A 19,638-nucleotide genomic window follows, 5' to 3' on the forward strand; every position below is an offset into this window, starting at 1 on the left:
AATTTTGCGCTCAGCGACTGCGGATGCCGAAGCTCTGGAAGCCGCTGCGAAGAAGCGGCTTCTTCGAGGAGATGACGCGGCTGTTGACGCCGTTCCAGCCGATCTCGCCGGCAAGGCGGGCGTACTCGATCTTCGGGCAGCGGTTCATCACCACCTTGAGCCCTTCCGCCTCGGCGCGCGCAGCCGCTTCGTCGTTGCGGACCGTCAGCTGCATCCAGATGACCTTCGGCTTCGGGTCGAGCGCGAGCGCTTCCTCGACGATCGGAGGCACCGCGCTCGAGGCGCGGAAAATGTCGACCATATCGATCGGCTCGGGGACATCCGCGAGCCTGGCATAGGTCATGCGGCCGAGGATCTCCTTGCCTGCGTGACCCGGATTGATCGGGTAGACGGTGTACCCCTTATCGATCAGGTACTTCGTCACGAAAAAGGACGGGCGCACGTCATTGGCCGAGGCGCCGACGATGGCGACGGTCTTCACCTCGCGCAGGATGCCGGAAATGTAGGAATTGTCGTAGTTGTCGTGGTTCATTTAAGGCGGCTTCTCTTCAATCTCGCATGGCCGCTCGAAGCGGCGCTGTTTTCAACTCATGAGGCGCTGCCGCCTACTTGCCCGTCCATTCCGGCGTGCGCTTCTCGATGAAGGCCGAGATGCCCTCGCAAGCGTCATGCGTCAGCATGTTCTCGACCATCACCCGCGCCGTGTACTCATAGGCTTCCGACAGGCTCATTTCGGCCTGGCGATAGAAGGCTTCCTTGCCGATCTTCAACGTCAGGGGCGATTTCGAGGCGATCGTCTCGGCGTACTTATTGACCACCTGCTGCAGGTATTCTTCCGGCACGATGCGATTGATCAGGCCGAACTCGCGCGCCGTCCCGGCGTCGATCTGCTCGCCTGTCAGCAGCATCTCCATCGCATGCTTGTTGGAGACATTACGCGACAGGGCAACCATCGGCGTCGAGCAGAACAGGCCAATGTTGACCCCCGGTGTGGCAAACGTCGCCTTGTCGGTGGCAATTGCGAGATCGCAGCTAGCAACGAGTTGACATCCCGCCGCGGTTGCAACGCCCTTCACTTCGGCTATGACCGGCTTTGGCAGGCGCACGATCGACTGCATCAGCGTGGCGCAGATCTTCATCGTCTGCTCGTAGAAGGCTTCGCCGCCGTCGGGATCAGAGCGGTGCGCCGCCAATTCCTTGAGGTCGTGCCCCGCGGAAAACACCTTTCCGGCAGATCCCAGCACCACGACGCGCACGGACGCATCGTCGCGTGCCTCGTCCAGCGCTTCCTGCAGCTCCGTCATCATCCGAACGGATAGTGCGTTCGCAGGAGGGTTCGCCAGCGTCAGCCGCAGCACGCCTCCCGTCTGCTCCTTACGGACCGGCCCTGGTGCCTCGTTCTGCTTTTCGATCGCCGCCATGCTGCTCACCCGCGTATCCATGCTTTTCTGGAAACTAAGCATGTGACGCCTTGAAGGAAAGCGGCGAAACGGCAAAAGTCCGCTCCAGCCACAGGTCCGGGAGGGAAATTCATGTCCGCGCTGACGCCAGTAATGAGCGCCGCCACGATCAACGAGTACCTGAACAAGGTCTTTCCGCAGCTCAACAACGGGCATCAGGACTACGAGGCTTTGGATATTTTTCCCGGCGGCTGCACAGTGCGGCTCAATGCCTGCGAGCGCCACATCCGGCCCGGAGGCACCGTCTCCGGCCCCGCCCTGTTCGCGCTGGCGGACATTGGCGGCTATGTCTGCGTGCTCAGCCACGTCGGGCCGGACGCGCTATCGGTGACGACCAACCTCAACATCAACTTCATGCGCAAGGCAGAGCCCGGCCCGATCGACGGCAAATGCCGCATCCTCAAGCTCGGCAGGAGCCTGATGGTCTACGACATCGAGATCGTTGCCGGACCCGAGCAGCACATCGTCGCGCATGCGACAGGCACCTATTCCATTCCGCCGAAACGCAATTTCGATGCGGTAAAATAATACCGCATTCCTAAGGTGCTGTTTTAGTTAGGTTCTTTTAGACGTTGTCCACCGCCAGCCGGTTGACGCGGTTTTGCGCCTCTTCTATAAGCCGCCACAAATGCGGAATGCCTCAAAGGGTGCCCCGTATTCAGTTGCAGTCAGCTCGCTGCCCGCAACGCAAGCAACAAGAAACGCCTTTACCGCCGATAAAGCGGGAAGGATCAACCGAAAGCAGAAACCATGGCTACCTTTTCGCAGAAGCCTGCGGACGTGGTGAAGAAGTGGGTGCTGATCGACGCTGAGGGTGTTGTCCTCGGCCGTCTGGCAACCATCGTCGCCAACCGTCTCCGCGGCAAGCACAAAGCTACCTTCACGCCGCACGTCGACGACGGTGACAACATCATCATCATCAACGCCGACAAGGTCGTCCTGACCGGCCGTAAGTACACCGACAAGAAGTACTACTGGCACACCGGTCACCCGGGCGGCATCAAGGAGCGCACCGCTCGCCAGATCCTCGAGGGCCGCTTCCCGGAGCGCGTCATCGAGAAGGCCGTCGAGCGCATGATCCCGCGCGGCCCGCTCGGCCGTCGCCAGATGAAGAACCTGCGCGTCTACGCCGGTGCCGAGCACCCGCATGAGGCACAGCAGCCTGAGAAGCTCGATCTCGGCGCGCTCAACAGCAAGAACAAGAGGACCGCATAATGGCTGACCTTTCTTCCCTCGCCGAACTCGGCCAGGCGACGGCCGCTGCGCAGCCGGCAGCCCCGGTCCACGTCCAGAAGCTTGACGCCCAGGGCCGCGCCTACGCGACCGGCAAGCGCAAGGACGCCATCGCTCGCGTTTGGGTCAAGCCGGGCTCGGGCAAGATCATCGTGAACGACAAGGAGTACGACAAGTACTTCGCTCGTCCGGTCCTGCAGATGATCCTGCAGCAGCCGATCGTGGCTGCGAATCGTGCCGGCCAGTACGACATCGTCGCTACCGTCGTCGGTGGCGGTCTGTCGGGCCAGGCTGGTGCCGTTCGTCACGGCATTTCCAAGGCGCTGACCTACTATGAGCCGGAGCTGCGCGCTGTCCTCAAGAAGGGTGGCTTCCTCACCCGCGACAGCCGTACCGTCGAGCGTAAGAAGTACGGTAAGGCCAAGGCCCGCCGTTCGTTCCAGTTCTCCAAGCGCTAATCGCGCCGGGATATCGGACAAAGGAAAAGCGGGCCTTCGGGTCCGCTTTTTTTGTTGCACAGCGTCTGCATCCGTCCAATAGCTTCGTTCCACATCGTGGGAGACGCCAATGCCATCGAATGCAATCGACCGTGCCTTTACCGCAGGAAGCAATGTCGGCAGCGAAGCGGAGCCGACCTATGCAGGTGCCCTCTCCTTCATGCGCCGCCGCTACTCGAAGGACGTGGCAGGCGCCGACGCGGTCGTCTGGGGCATTCCGTTCGATGCGGCCGTCTCCAACCGGCCGGGTTCGCGCTTCGGCCCGCAGGCGATCCGCCGCGCCTCGGCGATCTTCGACGTCGACCCGCAGTACCCGTTCCATCTCGACCTGTTCGAGAACATGTCGGTCGTCGACTACGGCGACTGTCTTCTCGACTACGGCAATCATCAGGAGACGCCCGTACGGATCGAGCGCGAGGCCGCGCACATCCTCAGCCAGGCTGGCTTCCTGCTCTCTCTGGGCGGTGACCACTATGTCACGTGGCCGCTGCTGAAGGCGCATGCGGCAAAGCATGGCCCGATGGCGCTGGTGCAGTTCGATGCGCATCAGGACACCTGGTTCGATGACGACAGCCGCATCGACCACGGCTCGTTCGTCGCCCGCGCGGCACGCGCCGGCATCATCGACCCGTCGCGCTCGATCCAGATCGGCATCCGCACGCACGCGCCGGAAGATTGCGGCATCAAGATCATCTACGGCGAAGAACTCGAGGAGATGCGTGCGAGCGAGATCGCCGCGGCAATCCTGGAGCGCACGGCAGGCGCGAAGACGTACCTCACCTTCGACATCGACTGCCTAGACCCGGCCTATGCACCGGGCACCGGAACCCCGGTGGCCGGCGGTCCGTCGTCGGCGAAGATGTTGTTGGTGCTGCGCCAGCTCGAAGGGCTGGACATCGTCGGGGCCGATGTCGTCGAGGTTGCACCGGCCTACGATCATGCCGATATCACGGCGATTGCTGGCGCGACCGTCGCGATGCACTATCTTGGTCTTCTGGCACGCAGGAAAGCTGCCGCAGGCCGATCCTGAGAAACAGATTCAACTACCTGACAAAGAGAATCCGGCTGGCGACGTAAGTCGCTGGATTCGCTACAAAATCCGGAAAGTGGAAATGAAACCGAAAATCTTCATCGACGGCGAACACGGCACCACCGGCCTTCAGATCCGGCAGCGCCTTGCCGGGCGCACCGACCTCGAGATGCTGTCGATCCCCGAGGCGGAGCGCCGCAACGCCGACATGCGCCGCGACATGCTCCACGCCGCGGACATTGCGATCCTCTGCCTTCCGGACGACGCAGCGCGCGAATCGGTTGCGATGCTCGAGGGCAACAACTCGACACGCGTCATCGACACCTCGACCGCCAACCGCATCAATCCGGACTGGGCCTACGGCTTCGCCGAGATGGACAAGGAGCAGCGCGCGAAGATCGCTTCGGCGCGCTTCGTCGCCAATCCAGGCTGCTACCCGACTGGCGCGATCGGCCTGATCCGTCCGCTGGTCATGGCTGGCATCCTCCCCGCGAACTACCCGATCAGTGTAAACGCCGTGTCGGGTTACACCGGCGGCGGCAAGCAGCTTATCGCGCAGATGGAGAACACGGAAGCGGCCGACCACATCGCCGCACCGCACTTCCTCTACGGCCTGACGCTGTCCCACAAGCACGTCCCGGAGATGAAGCTGCACGGCAAGCTTGACCGCGCGCCGATCTTCGCGCCGAGCGTGGGCCGGTTTGCGCAGGGCATGCTGGTTCAGGTGCCGCTTCATCTGGACCTTCTGGCTGAGGGCGCGACGCTCGCCCGCATCCATCAGGCGCTGGCGGATCACTATGCCAGCCAGAACATCGTCGAGGTAATGCCGCTCGAGGCCGCCAAGTCGATGCCGCGCATCGACCCGACCGCCCTCAACGACACGGACCGGATGCAGCTCTTTGTCTGCGGCACGGAAGGCAAGGGCCAGGTCAATCTGGTCGCGGTGCTCGACAATCTCGGCAAGGGCGCTTCGGGCGCCGCCGTCCAGAACATGGAACTGATGCTGAAGAACTAAAACGACTTTACGGGCTTAGAAAAAGGCGGCCTTCTGAGCCGCCTCAGACTGCTGACAAAGTTCCGCGAGCCTTCAAATCAGACTTGTTGATTCCGATCCGTTCTCACTTTGAATCTGAGACGTTCCGTGAATCTCGGTCTCCGGAAAGGTGCGTCGAGGGTTTGTCAACAAACTGAGGCGGCCTTCTGAGCCGCCTTTTTGTTATGCCCTGAGAACTCTTGTCTCGCTTGGATAGCTGCCCTTCGTCGCGCGCCAATGGGCGGCGGCAAAGCCGAGCACGATGATTGCGAAGGCATGGTGAGTGATCGCCGGGTGCAGGCTTGCCGCGGTGACAAGCGTGAAGATGCCGAGCACGGCCTGCAGCGTCACCATCGCGAACAGCACCACCGCTCGGCGGGCATGCGGCGTTCCGGGCTCGGCCCGCCAGGTTGCGAGCGCATGCCAAAGGGCAGCGACGAACACGACGTAGGCGCCCATGCGGTGGGTGAACTGCACCGTCTTTACGTTCTCGAAGAAGTTGATCCACCACGGATCCATCAGCAGCAGCTGGTCCGGCCAGATTTTTCCGTCCATCAATGGCCAGGTGGTAAAGGTCATGCCGGCGTGAAGGCCGGCCACCAGGGCGCCGAGGCCGATCTGGATCAGCACAAGAACAACCAGCCAGCCCGCGAAGCGGCGGGTGCCTTCCCTCGCCGGTCCGACCGAATGGTTTGCCAGCCCGCGCGCGATCAACACGGTCGCGGTGAATATGAGGCAGGCCATCAGAAGGTGCGTCGCGAGCCGGTACTGGCTGACGTGCGTGCGCTCGGCGAGGCCCGACGCCACCATCCACCAGCCGATGAAACCCTGCAGGCCGCCCAGCGCTAGCAACCCAACGAGTTTTGGCTTCAGGTGCCTCTCAAGACGCCCGGTGAGCCAGAAGAAGGCGAGCGGCAGGGCAACGAGCACGCCGACGCTGCGCGCCAGCAGTCGGTGCGCCCATTCCCACCAGAAGATCGTCTTGAACTCGGACAGGGTCATACCCTGGTTGAGCTGCTTGTATTGCGGGATTTCCTGGTATTTGGCGAACTCTTCCATCCACTCCGCCTCGTTGAGCGGCGGGATGACGCCGTGGATCGGCTTCCACTCGGTGATCGAAAGGCCGGAACCAGTCAGGCGCGTCGCACCGCCGACCACGAAAAGCGCAAACAGCACGAGTATGACGAGGTAGAGCCACCAGCGGACCAGGCGCCGGTTTTGCTGTTCGCGATCAAGGGCAACGGATGGGAGAAGTGCGTTGGAAGCCGCGTGTTCGGCCATACCTGATACCTTCACGATGACGGGTGCGGGTGTCGTCGCCTATCCGCTACGTCAAGGCAAGCATAAGCCGCGCGACACGCCGTCGCGGCGTTATTCATTTGCACGCAGTGGCCTCGCAGCATAGAACGCCGCGTAAAGGAAGAATAGCGATGCCCGTTCGTCTCAAGAAACTGATCGGTACTGTGCTGCTGGTGATGCTGGTGTGTGTCTACGCGATCGTCGCTACGATCGTCGCGGTCGCGCAGCTTGCGGAATCAGGTGCACTCGTGCACCTCGCTTATTTCTTCTTCACCGGCATTCTGTGGGTGCTGCCGGCGATGCTCATCATCAAGTGGATGGCAACGCCCCCTCACCCGAAGGTGCGCTAGAGCGTCACCAGCGTCCGGCCGCGATTGGCTATCGCCGTCGAGAGCCCAGACAGCAGCGTCCTGACATAAGGCAGGCGCTGATATCTTCCGTTGATCGAGATTCGCGGCAGAGCGTGCAAATGCTCGCGGTGTTCGTGCTGCAGCACGCCGTGGCGTGTCGTCACCGCTGACGCGAAGCCTGCACCCTCGGCAAGCCTTGCCTCCCGTTCGCCGGCAGCCCTCGGGGAGCCGTACGGATAGGCGAAATGGCGCGGCCTCCTGCCCGTCTCGCATTCGATAATGCGAGCGGATTCGACCATCTCGAACAATGCAGCGTCTTCATCAAGCCGGCGCAAGTTGTAGTGATGCACCGTGTGCGCACCAATCGTCGCCAGCGGGTGCGATGACAGCAGTCTAACCTCGTCCCAGTTCAGGAATTTGCGCGGCTTGCTGTCGTCGATCGCGCCGATGCGGCGCAGAAATGCCTGCTGCTCAGTTTGCGGTATCTCTCGCCAGAGATGGCGGATCAGTGCACGGATCTGAGATTTGCTGTCGCCCGCAGCCTGGACGGTGGGAAGATCGACTTGCCCGCCAACCGCCACGAACTCCTCGACAACCTCCCACCAGGGCGCGACCTCGCCGCATACAAAGCCTGTCGTGACGTAGACGGTGAAAGGCACGTTGTGCGCCTCGAACACCGGCAGCGCATCGGTGAGATTGTCGAGCCAGCCGTCGTCGAGCGTAACGGCCACCGTTCCGGTGCGTCCCTTAGCCAGATTCTCGACCATCTCGTCCATCGAGACGAAGGCGAGGCCCTGCCGGCGGATGTCGCGGAGCACAACGTCGAGAAATTCCGGCGTGATGGTCAGGTGAGTATTGAAGTTGAGGGGGGAAGGCCCACCGGCGTTGACCCGATGCAGCATCAGGATTGCGCCGCAGCCGGAAAGGAAACGGGAAGCAATGGCGGCCGCGCCGCTCCAGTACGCGCCACTCAACACCAGCTTCTGCGCCGTGTGGCGCACGTCGAACATTGATTCACCTTTCTCGGCTACCGTGACGGCAGTATGGGCTGGAAGGATTTCATTATGGTTGACAACGGAATAGCGCGCTCTGCGATTTCCAGCGCCGTGTCCCGCCCCTTTCCTTCGTCGGTCGACGTGCGACCAGCGGATGACATCGGCCTTGCGGAATACGAAGCCTTCTGCGCCACCGCCATCGTGGGCCCGGCTCAGCACCCGCTTTGGCTCCGCGCCTGGATCGAGGCGAGCGGTACCGATGCGCTGATCGTGATGATGCGCCGCAGCGGCGTGCCGATGTTTGCGCTAGCCTTGGAAGTGGTGCGCGAGGGGCCGTTCCTGGTCGCCCGTTTTCCCGCTGGCGACCATGCCAATGGCAACTTTGCCGCCGTGGCTGCCGATGCCCACCAGCTGAGCGAAGCCGATGCGCGGACGCTCTGTGTCGCCATCCACGCGGCGCGCCCCGATATCGACCTGATCAGCCTGCAGCGCCAGAACCCGACAATCGGCGAGTTCGCCAATCCGTTGGCAGGGCTTGCATACATGCGAAGCCCGAACGTCTCCCTCGCCGTAGACCTCAGCGGCGGTTTCGACGCTGTGCTCTCGCGCCATAACGGGCGCAAGAAGCGCAAGAAGTTTCGCGGTCAGTTGCGCAAGTTCGAGGAGGTCGGCGGCTACCGCGTTATCACCGCTTCTACACCGGAAGAAGTCGACAGCATCCTCGATGCCTACTTCGAAATGAAGGCGGCACGCTTTGCCGAAAAGGGTATCCCGAACGTCTTTGCGCCGATCGAGGTGCAGACCTTCTTCCGCAGGCTCTACTCCAGCTGCCTCCACCTTCCGGCACACATGCGTCCCTTCGAGTTGCGCGCGGTGGAAGTCGAGGGCGGCCTCGTTGCGGTGCACGGCATGTCGCACACGCCACACAGCATCCTCTGCGACTTCGGCGGGATGCGCGAGACGGCCGCGGCGCAGTGCCCCGGCTACTTCTTCGATTACCTCTGCATCGAAGATGCCTGCAATAATGGCAAGACCATCTACGACTTCAGCGTCGGCGACGAGCCCTATAAGCGCAGCTGGTGCGACGTTGAGACCTGGCAGTTCGACACGCTGCTGCCGCTCACCGCCAAAGGCCGCGCCGCCTGGGCGCTTGCCACGGCGCGGGCACACGCGGTGCGCCTCGTCAAATCGAACGCCGCGCTCTGGTCGCTCGTCAAGCAGCTCAGAACGAAAGTGGCTGGAACCAAGGTCCAGCCACACCAGGAAGACTGATCTAAATTTCGCCTGACCCGTGTCAGGCGACCGAACGACGACCTTCCGGCGCCGGCGGCTGGCGATAGCCGACCGGCGTCACACGCAGCACCTCTCTATAGCCCGACTCGGCCAGATCCAGCGACGTCTCGCGGATCGCCTCGTCTTCCGCCTCGATGACGCTGACGAGGATCTCGGTCGTGTCCGTGACGACACGCGAGAGGCTTTCGGCATCGGTCGGGCCGCACTCGACGATGATGAGGTCGTAGGCGGTCTCGAGCGAGGCGAGGATGATCGGCAGGCGATCGATCGCGCGCATCGCCTTTTCCATCTGCGCGGTGCCTACCGAAATGACGTGGCAGTCCGAGTAAAGATCGGCGCGAATGATCTCGGAGAACTGCGCTTCGGCGGCGAGCAGGTTTGTGATGCCCGGATAGCGGTTGCTTTCAAGCATCGTCGCCGACGGCGTACCGGTCGAAGTGAGGTCGAGGAACACGACCCTGAGCCCGGCATCGGACACCTCGCGGGCCACGAGCACGGAGGCTGCCGCGGCCTCATCGCCCTCCGGCGAGATGAATACCGCACGGCTCACATTGCTTTCCACGAGACGATCAGCAGCTTCCTCGATGGTGAGCTCAGCCCGCTGGGCGCGGATTTCCTCGATCGGATCCTCAACGACTTCCTCCGCCTCGTCAGCATCGGCGGCGCCTTCCACGTTCGCAACGCTGAGGGCTGGCATCACGATCTCCTCGACTGGCTCGATCACACGCGGTGCCGGGCGCATCGCGCGGCCGCTGAAGAGCTCGGCAAGCAGGGTGAAGATCGCGAGCAACAGCGCGGAGCCAACGAACGCGGCGGCCGTGATCGGCAGGACCTTCGGGAAGTACGGCTCGTAGGGCTGCGTTGCACGCGAGAAGATCCGGGCATCGGCGGGCAGATAGTTGCGGTCAGCGCGCGAAGCTGCCTCGCGGTAGCGGGTCAGGTACGATTCCAGCAGGGCACGCTCGGCAGCCGCCTCGCGCTCCAGGGCGCGCAGCTCTACCTCGTCACCGCCTGCCTGAGCCGCCGCCGCCTTCAGGCGGTTGAGGTCACCGGTAAGTTCCGTCTCGCGCGCCCGCATGGAGCTGGCTTCGCTTTCAACCGAGGCGAGAACCTTGCGCGCTTCGCTGCGGATCTGCTGCTCAACCTCGGCCAGCTGGGCTTTGAGCGAGCGAATGCGCGGGTGGTTTTCGAGCAGCGTCGTCGAGGCATCGGCGAGATCAGAGGAAAGCTGCGCCTGGCGCTCGCGCAGGCGCTGGATCACCGGGGCATTCAGCACTTCCGGAATGGATTCCGCCGAGGCGCCAGACGCCAAGGCGTCACGAATGGTCTTGGCGCGAGCTTGGGCGGCCGAGCGCGCGGCACTGACACGAACAAGCTCCGACGAAATTTCCGAAAGCTGCTGGTTGGCAATGACGGTGTTGTTCTGGCCGCCTGCAAGCAGGTCAGCCTTGGCGCGATAGTCGGCAACCCGCGCCTCGGCCTCACGCACACGCTTGCGCAGATCGGCGATCTCCGGCTCCAGCCATTCGGTGGCGTCGGCTGTCGTCAGGCGCTTAGCCTGTTCCTGGACGGCGAGATAGGCGTCAGCGATCGCGTTCGGAACGTCGGCCGCGAGCTTCGGGTCGGTCGACGAGAAGCTGACGACGATCACGCGCGAGCGGTCGACATTATAGACATTGAGGCGCTCGCGCATGGCGCGGATGACGCGGTCCTCGACCGAAGCCTGCGACGGGTCACTCTTAAGCCCCGTGAGGATCAGCAGGTTGCCGATGGCGGAAGTCTCCCCCCGAGCGCCGAACTCATCATGGCTGGCGAGCTTCAGCTTGCGTGCAACCTCGCGCAGGATGTCATTGGAAGAGATTACCTCGACCTGGCTGGCGACGGCCTCGCTGTCGAGCAACGGCCGGTCAGCCTCGCTGGCCCCGGTGGTCGGACGCGCGTAGACGGACTCGCGGTTCTCGATGAGGATGCGGGTCTCGGCGCGATAGTGCGGAGTCGCCATCGAGGCGAACATGAAGGCAACCGCGGTCACGCCAACCGAGACGGCGACGATCCGCTTCCAGTTGCGGGCGAGGCTTCCGAAAAGCCTGCCCAGATCGACATCGACGTCCGCAGAACCTGCCCCAGTCATGTGAATACTCCGATACACGTCGCTGGGTAAGGTAAACGGGTATGGTAACCGGGCCGTTAAGCCGCGCGTAAGGATCTGTTTTCCTTTGTTGACAAAGGGTTAATTGGTGAACGGGCGGCAAACACAATCGCTTTCCCTTTACCCGCTGTTAACCCTGTCTCACGAATTATCATCGCAACGAGACGGGCCGCAGCGGCCTGACTTCACAGGACGAAAGTAGCCACCTGCACATGAACAAGCCGACCGTTGCCCTCATCCTCTGCGCTGCCCTTGCAGCCGCCGGATGCTCAAGCTACCGGCCGGCTCCGGCTGCCTTCAACGAGGCGGTGACGAAGCCCTATGTGCTCGATGCAGGCGACCGCATCCGCGTGACCGTGTTCGAGCAGGACTCGCTTTCCAACGTCTATGCCGTAGACCAGTCCGGCTATATCTCCTTCCCGCTCGTGGGCGCTGTGCCGGCGCGTGGCCATACCGTGCAGCAGGTCGAGGCGCTGATCGCCGAGAAGCTGCGCAACGGGTATCTGCGTGATCCCGACGTTTCGGTCGAAGTCGACCGCTACCGCCCGATCTTTGTGATGGGCGAGGTCGGCGCGGCCGGCCAGTATTCCTACGTGCCCGGTCTGACAGTCCAGAAGGCGATTGCCTCGGCCGGCGGCTTCACGCCACGCGCCAATCAGGTGAACGTCGACATCACGCGCACCATCAACAACGAGGTGATGACAGGTCGGGTCTCGACGTCCGATCCGGTGCTGCCGGGCGACACGATCTATGTCCGCGAACGGTTGTTCTAGAGCGTGACGTGTCAGGCAGTCTGCGCATCATTCACTGCTTTCGCTCGCCCGTCGGCGGCATCTTCCGGCATGTCCGGGACCTTGCCGTGGCGCAGGCGGCAGCCGGCCACAAGGTCGGCATCATCTGCGACTCCTCGACGGGCGGCGCCCTCGAGGATCGCTACTTCGACGAGCTCAGGCACGCCCTCGAGCTTGGCGTGTCGCGCATGCCGATCCAGCGCAGGATCAGCATTGGCGACATCGCGGCCGGAGTGCGGACCTTTCGTCTGCTCAAGGAATTGCGGCCGGACGTGCTGCACGGTCATGGCGCCAAGGGTGGCGCGCTCGTGCGGGTCTTCGGCTCAGTGTTGCGGGTTTTCAGGTATCGCGTTGCCCGCGTTTATTCGCCGCATGGCGGGGTCCTGCATTACGACCCCGCCACGCGGAAGGGACGTCTCCTTTTTTCGCTCGAACGGCTGCTGACGCGCCTGAGCGACCACATCCTGTTTGTGTCGGAGCATGAGCGGCAGGCCTTCTTCGCCAAAGTCGGCCGCCTGAAGACGCCGACCTCGATGTTTCATAACGGCGTCAATGGCAGCGAGTTCATCCCGGTCGAGAATGCGCCGGATGCCGCCGACTTCATCTATATTGGCATGATGCGAGACCTGAAGGGTCCCGACATCTTTCTCGACGCCCTCGCCTTTGCCGAAAAAGTTACGGGCAGGCGCCTGCGTGCCGTGATGGTCGGAGACGGTCCGGATCTTCCGCGCTACCAGAACCGGGCAAAAACTCTGGGCATCGACGTGACCTTCTTTCCGCCGATGCCCGCACGCGAAGCCTTCGCACTCGGACGTACCGTCGTCGTGCCGTCGCGCGCAGAGGCAATGCCTTACCTCGTTCTCGAGGCGCTGGCGGCCGGCAAGCCGATGATCGCCACGGCCGTCGGCGGCATTCCGGAGGTATTCGGCGCAGACTCCCCTGCCCTTGTCATGCCCGAGCCGCCCAGCGTTGGCGACGCCATGGTGCGAGTTCTTGCGGACGAAGCCGCCTATCGCGGAGTGATGCCATCGCGCGAGGAGCTGATTGCCCGCTTCAGCGTCGAGACGATGGCGGCAAACATCGAAACCGTCTACCGCTCCTGCCTCGCCAGCTGACGCTACGGGAAGCGGTCAAGGTTTCCTTAGCAGCTCTCTGCTAAGGCATTTCTGAGCCAGGGGGCGCAGAGATGGCAAAGAGGAAACCTGACCACCGCTTCACCCTTGATGCGGTTCGCGCATTCCGGGACGAGCAGGACACGAACGGGCCGGACCAGATCAGTCCACTCGCCCGGCAGATCGCGACGCAATACCGGAACGACACGATGTCGCCGGTCATGGTCATCGGCGTCGTGCGCGTGCTCGAATTCGTGCTGCTGGCTCTCACCGGCGTGGGGCTGTGGTTTGCCTATGTTGGCTGGCACCCAGAACTGGTCCTCCACTACGCCGTCCTGATCATCGCCTGCCCGGCAGTCACCGTCGTTCTGCTCGAGATCGCGGGCAACTATCAGCTGCCACGCCTGCAGCAGCCGCTGCACAGCATCGGCACCTGCTTCCTCGTCTGGGCCGGCGCCCTGGCGGTGATGGCGGCGGCCGGCTTCTTCCTGAAGGTTTCGATCGAATTCTCGCGCGTCTGGGCGGCCAGCTGGTTCGTTGGCGGCATGGCCGTGATGCTCGTCTACCGCTTCGTCGTCTCGCGTCTGGTGCGCCGCTGGGCACGCAACGGCCGGATGGAGCGCCGTGCCGTCATCATTGGCGGCGGCCAGGCAGCCGAAAACCTGATCCGCCAGATCGAGCGCCAGCCCTACAACGACATCCGCATCTGCGGTTTCTTCGACGACCGCGACGACACCCGCTCGCCGCCGGTCATCGCCGGGTATCCGAAACTCGGCTCCGTGAGCCAGCTGGTTGAGTTCGCGCGCATCGCGCACATCGACATGCTGGTCGTCGCTCTGCCCCTGACGGCCGAGAAGCGCGTGCTGCAGCTTCTCAAAAAGCTGTGGGTGCTTCCCGTCGACATCCGCCTGTCGGCACATTCGAACCAGCTGCGCTTCCGCCCGCGCTCCTATTCCTACATCGGCACAGTGCCGATGCTCGACATCTTCGACAAGCCGATCAACGATTGGGATTCGGTCGCCAAGCGCGCCTTCGACATCGTGTTTTCGCTACTCGGCATCATCCTGTTCTCGCCGGTGATGCTCGCCACCGCGATCGCCATCAAGCTCGACAGCAGCGGGCCCATCCTCTTCAGGCAGAAGCGCCACGGCTTCAACAACGAGGTCATCGAGGTCTACAAGTTCCGCTCGATGTATGTTGACCAGTGCGACCCAACTGCGAAGCAGGCGGTGACGAAGAACGACCCGCGTGTGACCCGCGTCGGCCGATTCATCCGCAAGACCTCGATCGATGAGCTGCCGCAGTTCTTCAACGTACTCGCCGGCAGCCTGTCGCTGGTGGGTCCGCGCCCGCATGCGGTGGCCGGGCAGACGCGCAACCTGCTTTACCATGAAGTGGTCGACGGCTACTTCGCGCGCCACCGCGTGAAGCCCGGCGTCACCGGCTGGGCGCAGATCAACGGCTGGCGCGGCGAGATCGACAATGACGAAAAGATCCGGATGCGGACGGAATACGACCTCTACTACATCGAGAACTGGTCGCTCTGGTTTGACCTCAAGATCCTGTTCCTGACGCCGATCCGCCTCTTCACCTCAGGAAACGCCTATTGAGCACGGTCACGGAAAGCGGCCTGCCTCGGGAAGTCGTGCAGGCGAAGGCGATCTCGATCATCACCTCGGCCGCCGTCACCTTCGGCGTGTTTCTTGGCGGGTTCGTTCTGTTTGAACCGGCTCCCTACGAGCTCTACATGGCGGGGCTGATCGCGGTATGGGCGTTGTTCGGACTGCGCATCTCGAAGTACGCAGCAATTTTGCTGACGCTGCTGGTGCTGTTCAACGTTGGGGGGCTCATCTCGATGGGGGTGATGGGAGACCTCTACCAGACACCGCTCTATCTCGCCGTCTCCCTGTTCCTCGCCTTCACCGCCGTATTCTTCGTCGCAATCGTCGAAGGCGACCACACGCGCTACCGGCTGATCGTCCTCGGCTGGGTAGCGGCCGCGCTCGTCACGGGAACGCTAGGCATAGCCGGCTATTTCCATTTGTTTCCGGGCGCAGACAAATTCACGCTTTACGACCGCGCCTCCGGCGCCTTCGCTGACCCGAACGTCTTTGGGCCTTTCCTGGTACTGCCAGCGATCTGGCTGTTCCACCGGCTCCTCACCGGCAATCCACTGCTCCTGCCAGTGACGGCCGGCGCATTCGTCCTCATCGTCGCGGCGATCTTCTTCTCCTTCTCGCGCGGTGCCTGGGGCCTGTTTGCGATGTCGGCGGTCCTGCTGATGATCGCGCTTTTCCTGCGCTCGCAGAGCAGCCTGTTTCGCCTACGCCTCGCGCTGATGGCCGTGCTCGCCATTTCGATCCTGGTTGCCGCAATCCTGGTCGCGCTGCAACTGCCCGGCGTCGCGGACTTCTTCGCGATGCGCGCCAGGCTGGTGCAGGAGTACGACGGAGGCCATCTCGGCCGCTTCGCCCGCTTCGGCATCGGCTTCCGGATGGCCATGGAGCATCCACTCGGCATCGGTCCGCTGAATTTTGGCCGAATGCTCGGCGAGGATACGCACAACATCTGGCTGAAGACGCTGATGGACTATGGGTGGCTCGGCTTTGCCTCGTTCCTGACCATGGTGCTGTGGACCATCGTCGGCGGCTTCCGCATCCTGTTCCGCGAGCGGCCCTGGCAGCCCTATCTCCTGTGCGCCTATGTCGTCTTTCTTGGCCACCTCGGTCTCGGCACCGTCATCGACATGGACCACTGGCGCCACTTCTACCTGCTGATCGGCCTGATCTGGGGCGCGATGGCACTCGAACAGCGTTATCAACACCGGATGCTGGCCCGGTAGGGAACAGCTGACGGATTCGCCGCGCGCAAGGCTGCTTCGCAATTTCGCCGGAGCCCGAATCGTGAACCTACGCTAGGGTGAGGCGTTCGCTCTTCATCCGCCTTGTGAATGAGGATTTTCGCCGCCTTGTCCGCCACTTCTCCCCTCGCACCGTTCAAGCAACCCGTCTTCCGCTCGATCTGGCTTGCGAGCCTTGCCTCCAATTTCGGATCACTGATCCAGACGGTGGGCGCGGCCTGGCTGATGACGATCATTGCGACCTCGGCGGACATGGTGGCACTGGTGCAGGCCTCGACGGCGATGCCGATCATGCTGTTCTCGCTGGTGGCTGGCGCGATAGCGGACAATTTCAACCGCCGCCGTGTCATGCTCCTGGCGCAGGGGTTCATGTTCTGCGTCTCGATCCTGCTCGCCCTGTTCGCCTATGGCGGCCTGCTGACGCCCTGGCTCCTGCTGACCTTCACCTTCCTGATCGGCTGCGGCACCGCGCTATACAATCCGTCCTGGCAAGCTTCGGTCGGCGACATGGTCCCGCGCGACGTGATTCCGCAGGCGGTTGCTGTCAACAGCATGGGCTTCAACCTCACTCGCAGCGTAGGTCCGGCCATTGGCGGCGCTATCGTGGCCGCTTTCGGCGCGGCGGCGGCGTTCCTCGTCAATGCCTGCAGCTATGTCGCGCTGCTCATCGTCCTCTATCGCTGGAAGCCGGCGCCGCGTGCCTCGACTTTGCCGCGCGAGCCGCTGGGCCTCGCGATTACTTCGGGCCTGCGCTACATCGCCATGTCGCCGAACCTGCAGAAGGTGCTCTTCCGCGGCTTCTGGTTCGGCTTCAGCGTGATCACCATTCTCGCCCTGCTGCCGCTCGTTGCGCGCGACATGCTGCAGGGCGACGCCCTGCTTTATGGCATTCTGTTCGGCGCCTTCGGCGTTGGCGCGGTCGGCGGAGCAATTGGCAGCGGATACCTGCGCGAACACCTGACCACTGAATCGTTGGCGCGCCTTGGCTTCCTTGGCTTTGCCGTGTCTGCCCTCGTCCTTTCCGTCGCCCCGCCCGCATGGCTCGCAGTGATCGTGATCCTGCTCGCTGGCGCCTGTTGGGTGATTTCCCTGTCTAGCTTCAACATCACGGTCCAGCTGTCGACGCCGCGATGGGTGGTGGGACGGGCGCTTTCGCTCTATCACACCTGCACTTTCGGCGGCATGGCATCGGGAAGCTGGGTCTGGGGCCATCTGGCCGAGACCTCGGGGCCGGAAACGGCACTGCAGATCGCGGCCGTCGTGATGATCGCGGGCGCAGCAGTGGGCCTGATCCGGTGGCTTGCACTGCCGGCCATCGAAGCGCTCAATCTGGACCCGATAAACCGCTGGAAGGAGCCTCGGCTCGAACTCGACATCACCCCCCGCAGCGGGCCGGTTAAGATCATCATCGAGTACATCATCCCGCAGAAGGATACGGCGACCTTCCTCGCCATGATGGCCGAGCGGCGCCGGATCCGGAAACGCGATGGCGCCCGGCGCTGGAGCCTGACGCGTGATCTCGAACATCCTGAGCGCTGGATGGAAAGCTATCAGCTGCCGACCTGGCTCGAATATGTCCGCTACAACCAGCGCATGACGAAAGCGGACGCGCTGGTCGGCGACGAGATCCGCCGGCTGCACGCGGGCGAAGAGCCACCGAAGGTGCACCGCATGATCGAACGTCCAACCGGCCGCCGCGAATGGGACATTCATCCCAAGGGCGTCGTGGAACTGCACCAGCAGTAGGCCGCGGTCGCGGCGGTCACAGTGGTGGCTATGGAAACGGGAACGACGACTAGTGCGTTAGCACCGATCCTTCATGGTGCCTGAGAGGCTCCGGACATCTGACCGAACGACGAACGGCGCGGTTCCTGCGGCTGCCCACAGTTCGCCTTTCCGGGCTTCCCGGAACGTTGTCCTCTTGCCGCGAATTCCCACCTCCCGCCGGTAACTTTCTTCCGGAGCCACGAGCTCGGCCGTCGAACCATGCTGCTGAACAAACAAAAACGGCCGCGTCATCCGCGGCCGTTTTTTCGGAACAGTGCGATAGTTGCTTAGCGGCCGTCGGGCGTCCGTGTGCCGTACCACTTGTCCTTGACGGCGTTGTAGTGCTCCGAAGGATCGTAGACCGCAACGTTCAGGCTGAGACGCTGGGGCGACAGGCGGCCCATCGCCGACAGGATGGCGTAGCTTGCCGCCACCACGTCACGCTCCGACTGAGCAAGGCTGATCTGCGCCGAGATCACGTCCGCCTGCGCGTTCAGCACGTCCAGCGTGGTGCGCTGGCCCACATTGCGCTCCTCGACAACGCCCTGAAGGGCAAGCTGCGCAGCGGAAACCAGCTCCCGGCCGGCGTTGACCATTTCGACCGCGGCAACGTATTGCGCCCAGGCAGCCGTAACGGCCTGACGAACGCGGTCGCGAGTGACGTCCACGTCGATGCGCGCCTGGCCGAGCTGTTCCTTGGCCTGGCGAATCGTCGCCGAAGTGCGGCCACCCTGATAGATCGGGATCGAAAGGTTCAGGCCAACCGACGCTGCGGTCGACGTGCCGTCACGTCCACCAACACCTGGCAGGCCGCCATACGTCTTCTGGTTGCTGGTCGAAACGCCAGCCTGCGCGCTGACCTGGGGCAGCATGCCACCCTCGGCGGTCTTAACCTGGTAGGCGGCCGCATCAACGAGGTGCTCGCTGGCGCGAATGGCCGGGTGCTCGGCAAGCGCGATCTGCTGCGCCTGTTCGAGGCTCTTGGGAACCAGATGGCTCGCTGCCTTGGCGACGTCGAGCTTGCCCGGACGGTCGCCGACGATCTGGAAGTAGATCGCCTCGCTAGCCTGCACCTGCGCGCGGGCGGCGCTCAGCTGGGCCACCGCGGCTGCCTGCTGTGCGCGGGCCTGCGCCACGTCGGTACGCGTGCCCTCGCCCACTTCAAGGCGCGAGTTGGCAGCACGAACCTGCTCGCCAAGGAACTCGAGGTTGCGCTCGCGGAAAATCGCTATCTGCCGGTCGCGCAGCACGTCGACATAGGCTGCGGCGGCGTTGAAGAGGATGTCCTGTTCGCTGTTGCGCAGGCTCTCGTTCGAGGCGCGCACGCGGGCTTCCGCCGCATAGACGGTGTTAAGGGTTTGAAAGCCGTCGAAGATCGACTGCTGGATCTGGACGCCGAAGGAGCCCGAGCGGATCTCGACACCCTCATTGTCCGTATAGGTCAGGCTGCCGCTTGCTCCGATCGTCGGGCGCCAGCCGGACTTTGCGATCGCGACGCCTTCATCCGTGACACGGACGCCGGCGCGTGCGGAATTGAGAGACGCATTGTTGGAATACGCCTTGGCCAGGGCACCCTGCAACGTCTCACCGAAGGATGGAGTCGATGCCAGCGCTACACCCGAAACAAGCGCGGCAAACAAACCTTTGCGGACAGAAAACAAGTGCCACCTCTTAATATGCCCAGTGGCGGGTACGCCTCCCGCCTAACGCGAACCAATCCCCGCGCGTCAATACGCGAGTCGGCTGGCAGTACATGCGTACAGTCAGCC

At 63.2% G+C, this 19,638-nt stretch carries 18 protein-coding genes; 12 read left to right on the forward strand and 6 right to left on the reverse strand.

What is annotated here, in order from left to right; genetic code table 11:
• Positions 1 to 10: 10 nt before the first annotated feature.
• Together L630_RS0108290 and L630_RS0108295 are read right to left on the reverse strand one after the other, a co-directional pair.
• The gene (locus L630_RS0108290) at positions 11 to 532 is read right to left on the reverse strand and encodes a CoA-binding protein (RefSeq protein WP_024847797.1); all 522 of its coding nucleotides are present in this window, start codon (positions 530 to 532) and stop codon (positions 11 to 13) included.
• 73 nt (positions 533 to 605) lie between these two features.
• The gene (locus L630_RS0108295) at positions 606 to 1,421 is read right to left on the reverse strand and encodes an enoyl-CoA hydratase (RefSeq protein WP_034329732.1); all 816 of its coding nucleotides are present in this window, start codon (positions 1,419 to 1,421) and stop codon (positions 606 to 608) included.
• A 111-nt stretch (positions 1,422 to 1,532) separates the two neighbouring features.
• Between L630_RS0108295 and L630_RS0108300 the strand changes: the two genes are divergently transcribed.
• From L630_RS0108300 to argC, 5 genes are all read left to right on the forward strand, one after another.
• A complete protein-coding gene (locus L630_RS0108300) occupies positions 1,533 to 1,988 on the forward strand; it encodes a PaaI family thioesterase (protein WP_024847799.1) in 456 nt (151 codons plus the stop codon).
• A gap of 222 nt (positions 1,989 to 2,210) precedes the next feature.
• On the forward strand, positions 2,211 to 2,675 hold the full coding sequence (rplM, locus tag L630_RS0108305; RefSeq protein WP_024847800.1) for a 50S ribosomal protein L13: 465 nt from the start codon (positions 2,211 to 2,213) through the stop codon (positions 2,673 to 2,675).
• Entirely contained in the window at positions 2,675 to 3,151 is a 477-nt protein-coding gene (gene rpsI, locus L630_RS0108310; RefSeq protein WP_024847801.1) for a 30S ribosomal protein S9, read from the forward strand. Before rplM ends, rpsI begins: the two co-directional genes overlap by 1 nt.
• Positions 3,152 to 3,260: 109 nt before the next feature.
• A complete protein-coding gene (gene speB / locus L630_RS0108315) occupies positions 3,261 to 4,220 on the forward strand; it encodes an agmatinase (RefSeq protein ID WP_024847802.1) in 960 nt (319 codons plus the stop codon).
• Between the two features lie 82 nt (positions 4,221 to 4,302).
• Positions 4,303 to 5,235: an N-acetyl-gamma-glutamyl-phosphate reductase gene (gene argC / locus L630_RS0108320; protein ID WP_024847803.1), complete on the forward strand. Its 933-nt coding sequence runs from the start codon at positions 4,303 to 4,305 to the stop codon at positions 5,233 to 5,235.
• Positions 5,236 to 5,436: 201 nt separating this feature from the next.
• On the opposite strand, the gene L630_RS0108325 is transcribed toward argC, so the two are convergent.
• Positions 5,437 to 6,534, reverse strand: a complete 1,098-nt coding sequence (locus L630_RS0108325) for a COX15/CtaA family protein (RefSeq protein WP_024847804.1) — start codon at positions 6,532 to 6,534, stop codon at positions 5,437 to 5,439.
• Positions 6,535 to 6,683: 149 nt separating this feature from the next.
• Here L630_RS0108325 and L630_RS0108330 point away from each other — a divergent pair, with 149 nt between their 5' ends.
• Positions 6,684 to 6,902: a DUF2842 domain-containing protein gene (locus L630_RS0108330; RefSeq protein ID WP_024847805.1), complete on the forward strand. Its 219-nt coding sequence runs from the start codon at positions 6,684 to 6,686 to the stop codon at positions 6,900 to 6,902.
• Here L630_RS0108330 and L630_RS0108335 read toward each other — a convergent pair.
• Positions 6,899 to 7,912: a polysaccharide deacetylase family protein gene (locus tag L630_RS0108335; protein WP_024847806.1), complete on the reverse strand. Its 1,014-nt coding sequence runs from the start codon at positions 7,910 to 7,912 to the stop codon at positions 6,899 to 6,901. The two genes, L630_RS0108330 and L630_RS0108335, sit on opposite strands and share 4 nt — an antisense overlap.
• 54 nt (positions 7,913 to 7,966) lie before the next feature.
• Between L630_RS0108335 and L630_RS0108340 the strand changes: the two genes are divergently transcribed.
• Positions 7,967 to 9,169, forward strand: a complete 1,203-nt coding sequence (locus tag L630_RS0108340) for a GNAT family N-acetyltransferase (protein ID WP_024847807.1) — start codon at positions 7,967 to 7,969, stop codon at positions 9,167 to 9,169.
• Positions 9,170 to 9,191: 22 nt separating this feature from the next.
• Here the strand turns inward: L630_RS0108340 and L630_RS0108345 are convergent, their stop codons facing one another.
• On the reverse strand, positions 9,192 to 11,321 hold the full coding sequence (locus tag L630_RS0108345) for an exopolysaccharide transport family protein (RefSeq protein WP_024847808.1): 2,130 nt from the start codon (positions 11,319 to 11,321) through the stop codon (positions 9,192 to 9,194).
• A 230-nt stretch (positions 11,322 to 11,551) separates the two neighbouring features.
• On the opposite strand from L630_RS0108345, the gene L630_RS0108350 reads away from it, so the two are divergent.
• From L630_RS0108350 to L630_RS0108370, 5 genes are all read left to right on the forward strand, one after another.
• Positions 11,552 to 12,112 (forward strand): polysaccharide biosynthesis/export family protein, encoded by a 561-nt coding sequence (locus L630_RS0108350; protein WP_024847809.1) that lies wholly within the window; start codon positions 11,552 to 11,554, stop codon positions 12,110 to 12,112.
• Between the two features lie 8 nt (positions 12,113 to 12,120).
• Entirely contained in the window at positions 12,121 to 13,245 is a 1,125-nt protein-coding gene (locus L630_RS0108355) for a glycosyltransferase family 4 protein (protein ID WP_024847810.1), read from the forward strand.
• 71 nt (positions 13,246 to 13,316) lie between these two features.
• Entirely contained in the window at positions 13,317 to 14,852 is a 1,536-nt protein-coding gene (locus tag L630_RS0108360) for an undecaprenyl-phosphate glucose phosphotransferase (RefSeq protein WP_024847811.1), read from the forward strand.
• Positions 14,849 to 16,084, forward strand: a complete 1,236-nt coding sequence (locus tag L630_RS0108365; protein WP_024847812.1) for an O-antigen ligase family protein — start codon at positions 14,849 to 14,851, stop codon at positions 16,082 to 16,084. Before L630_RS0108360 ends, L630_RS0108365 begins: the two co-directional genes overlap by 4 nt.
• Positions 16,085 to 16,210: 126 nt before the next feature.
• Entirely contained in the window at positions 16,211 to 17,848 is a 1,638-nt protein-coding gene (locus L630_RS0108370; RefSeq protein WP_245263690.1) for an MFS transporter, read from the forward strand.
• Positions 17,849 to 18,156: 308 nt separating this feature from the next.
• Here L630_RS0108370 and L630_RS0108375 read toward each other — a convergent pair whose 3' ends face one another.
• Positions 18,157 to 19,530 carry a TolC family outer membrane protein gene (locus L630_RS0108375; protein WP_024847814.1) on the reverse strand — a complete coding sequence of 458 codons (1,374 nt, stop codon included), beginning with the start codon at positions 19,528 to 19,530 and terminating at the stop codon, positions 18,157 to 18,159.
• Between the last annotated feature and the right edge of the window lie 108 nt (positions 19,531 to 19,638).

The sequence above is a fragment of the Aminobacter sp. J41 genome (assembly GCF_000526635.1).
Lineage (GTDB): Bacteria > Pseudomonadota > Alphaproteobacteria > Rhizobiales > Rhizobiaceae > Aerobium.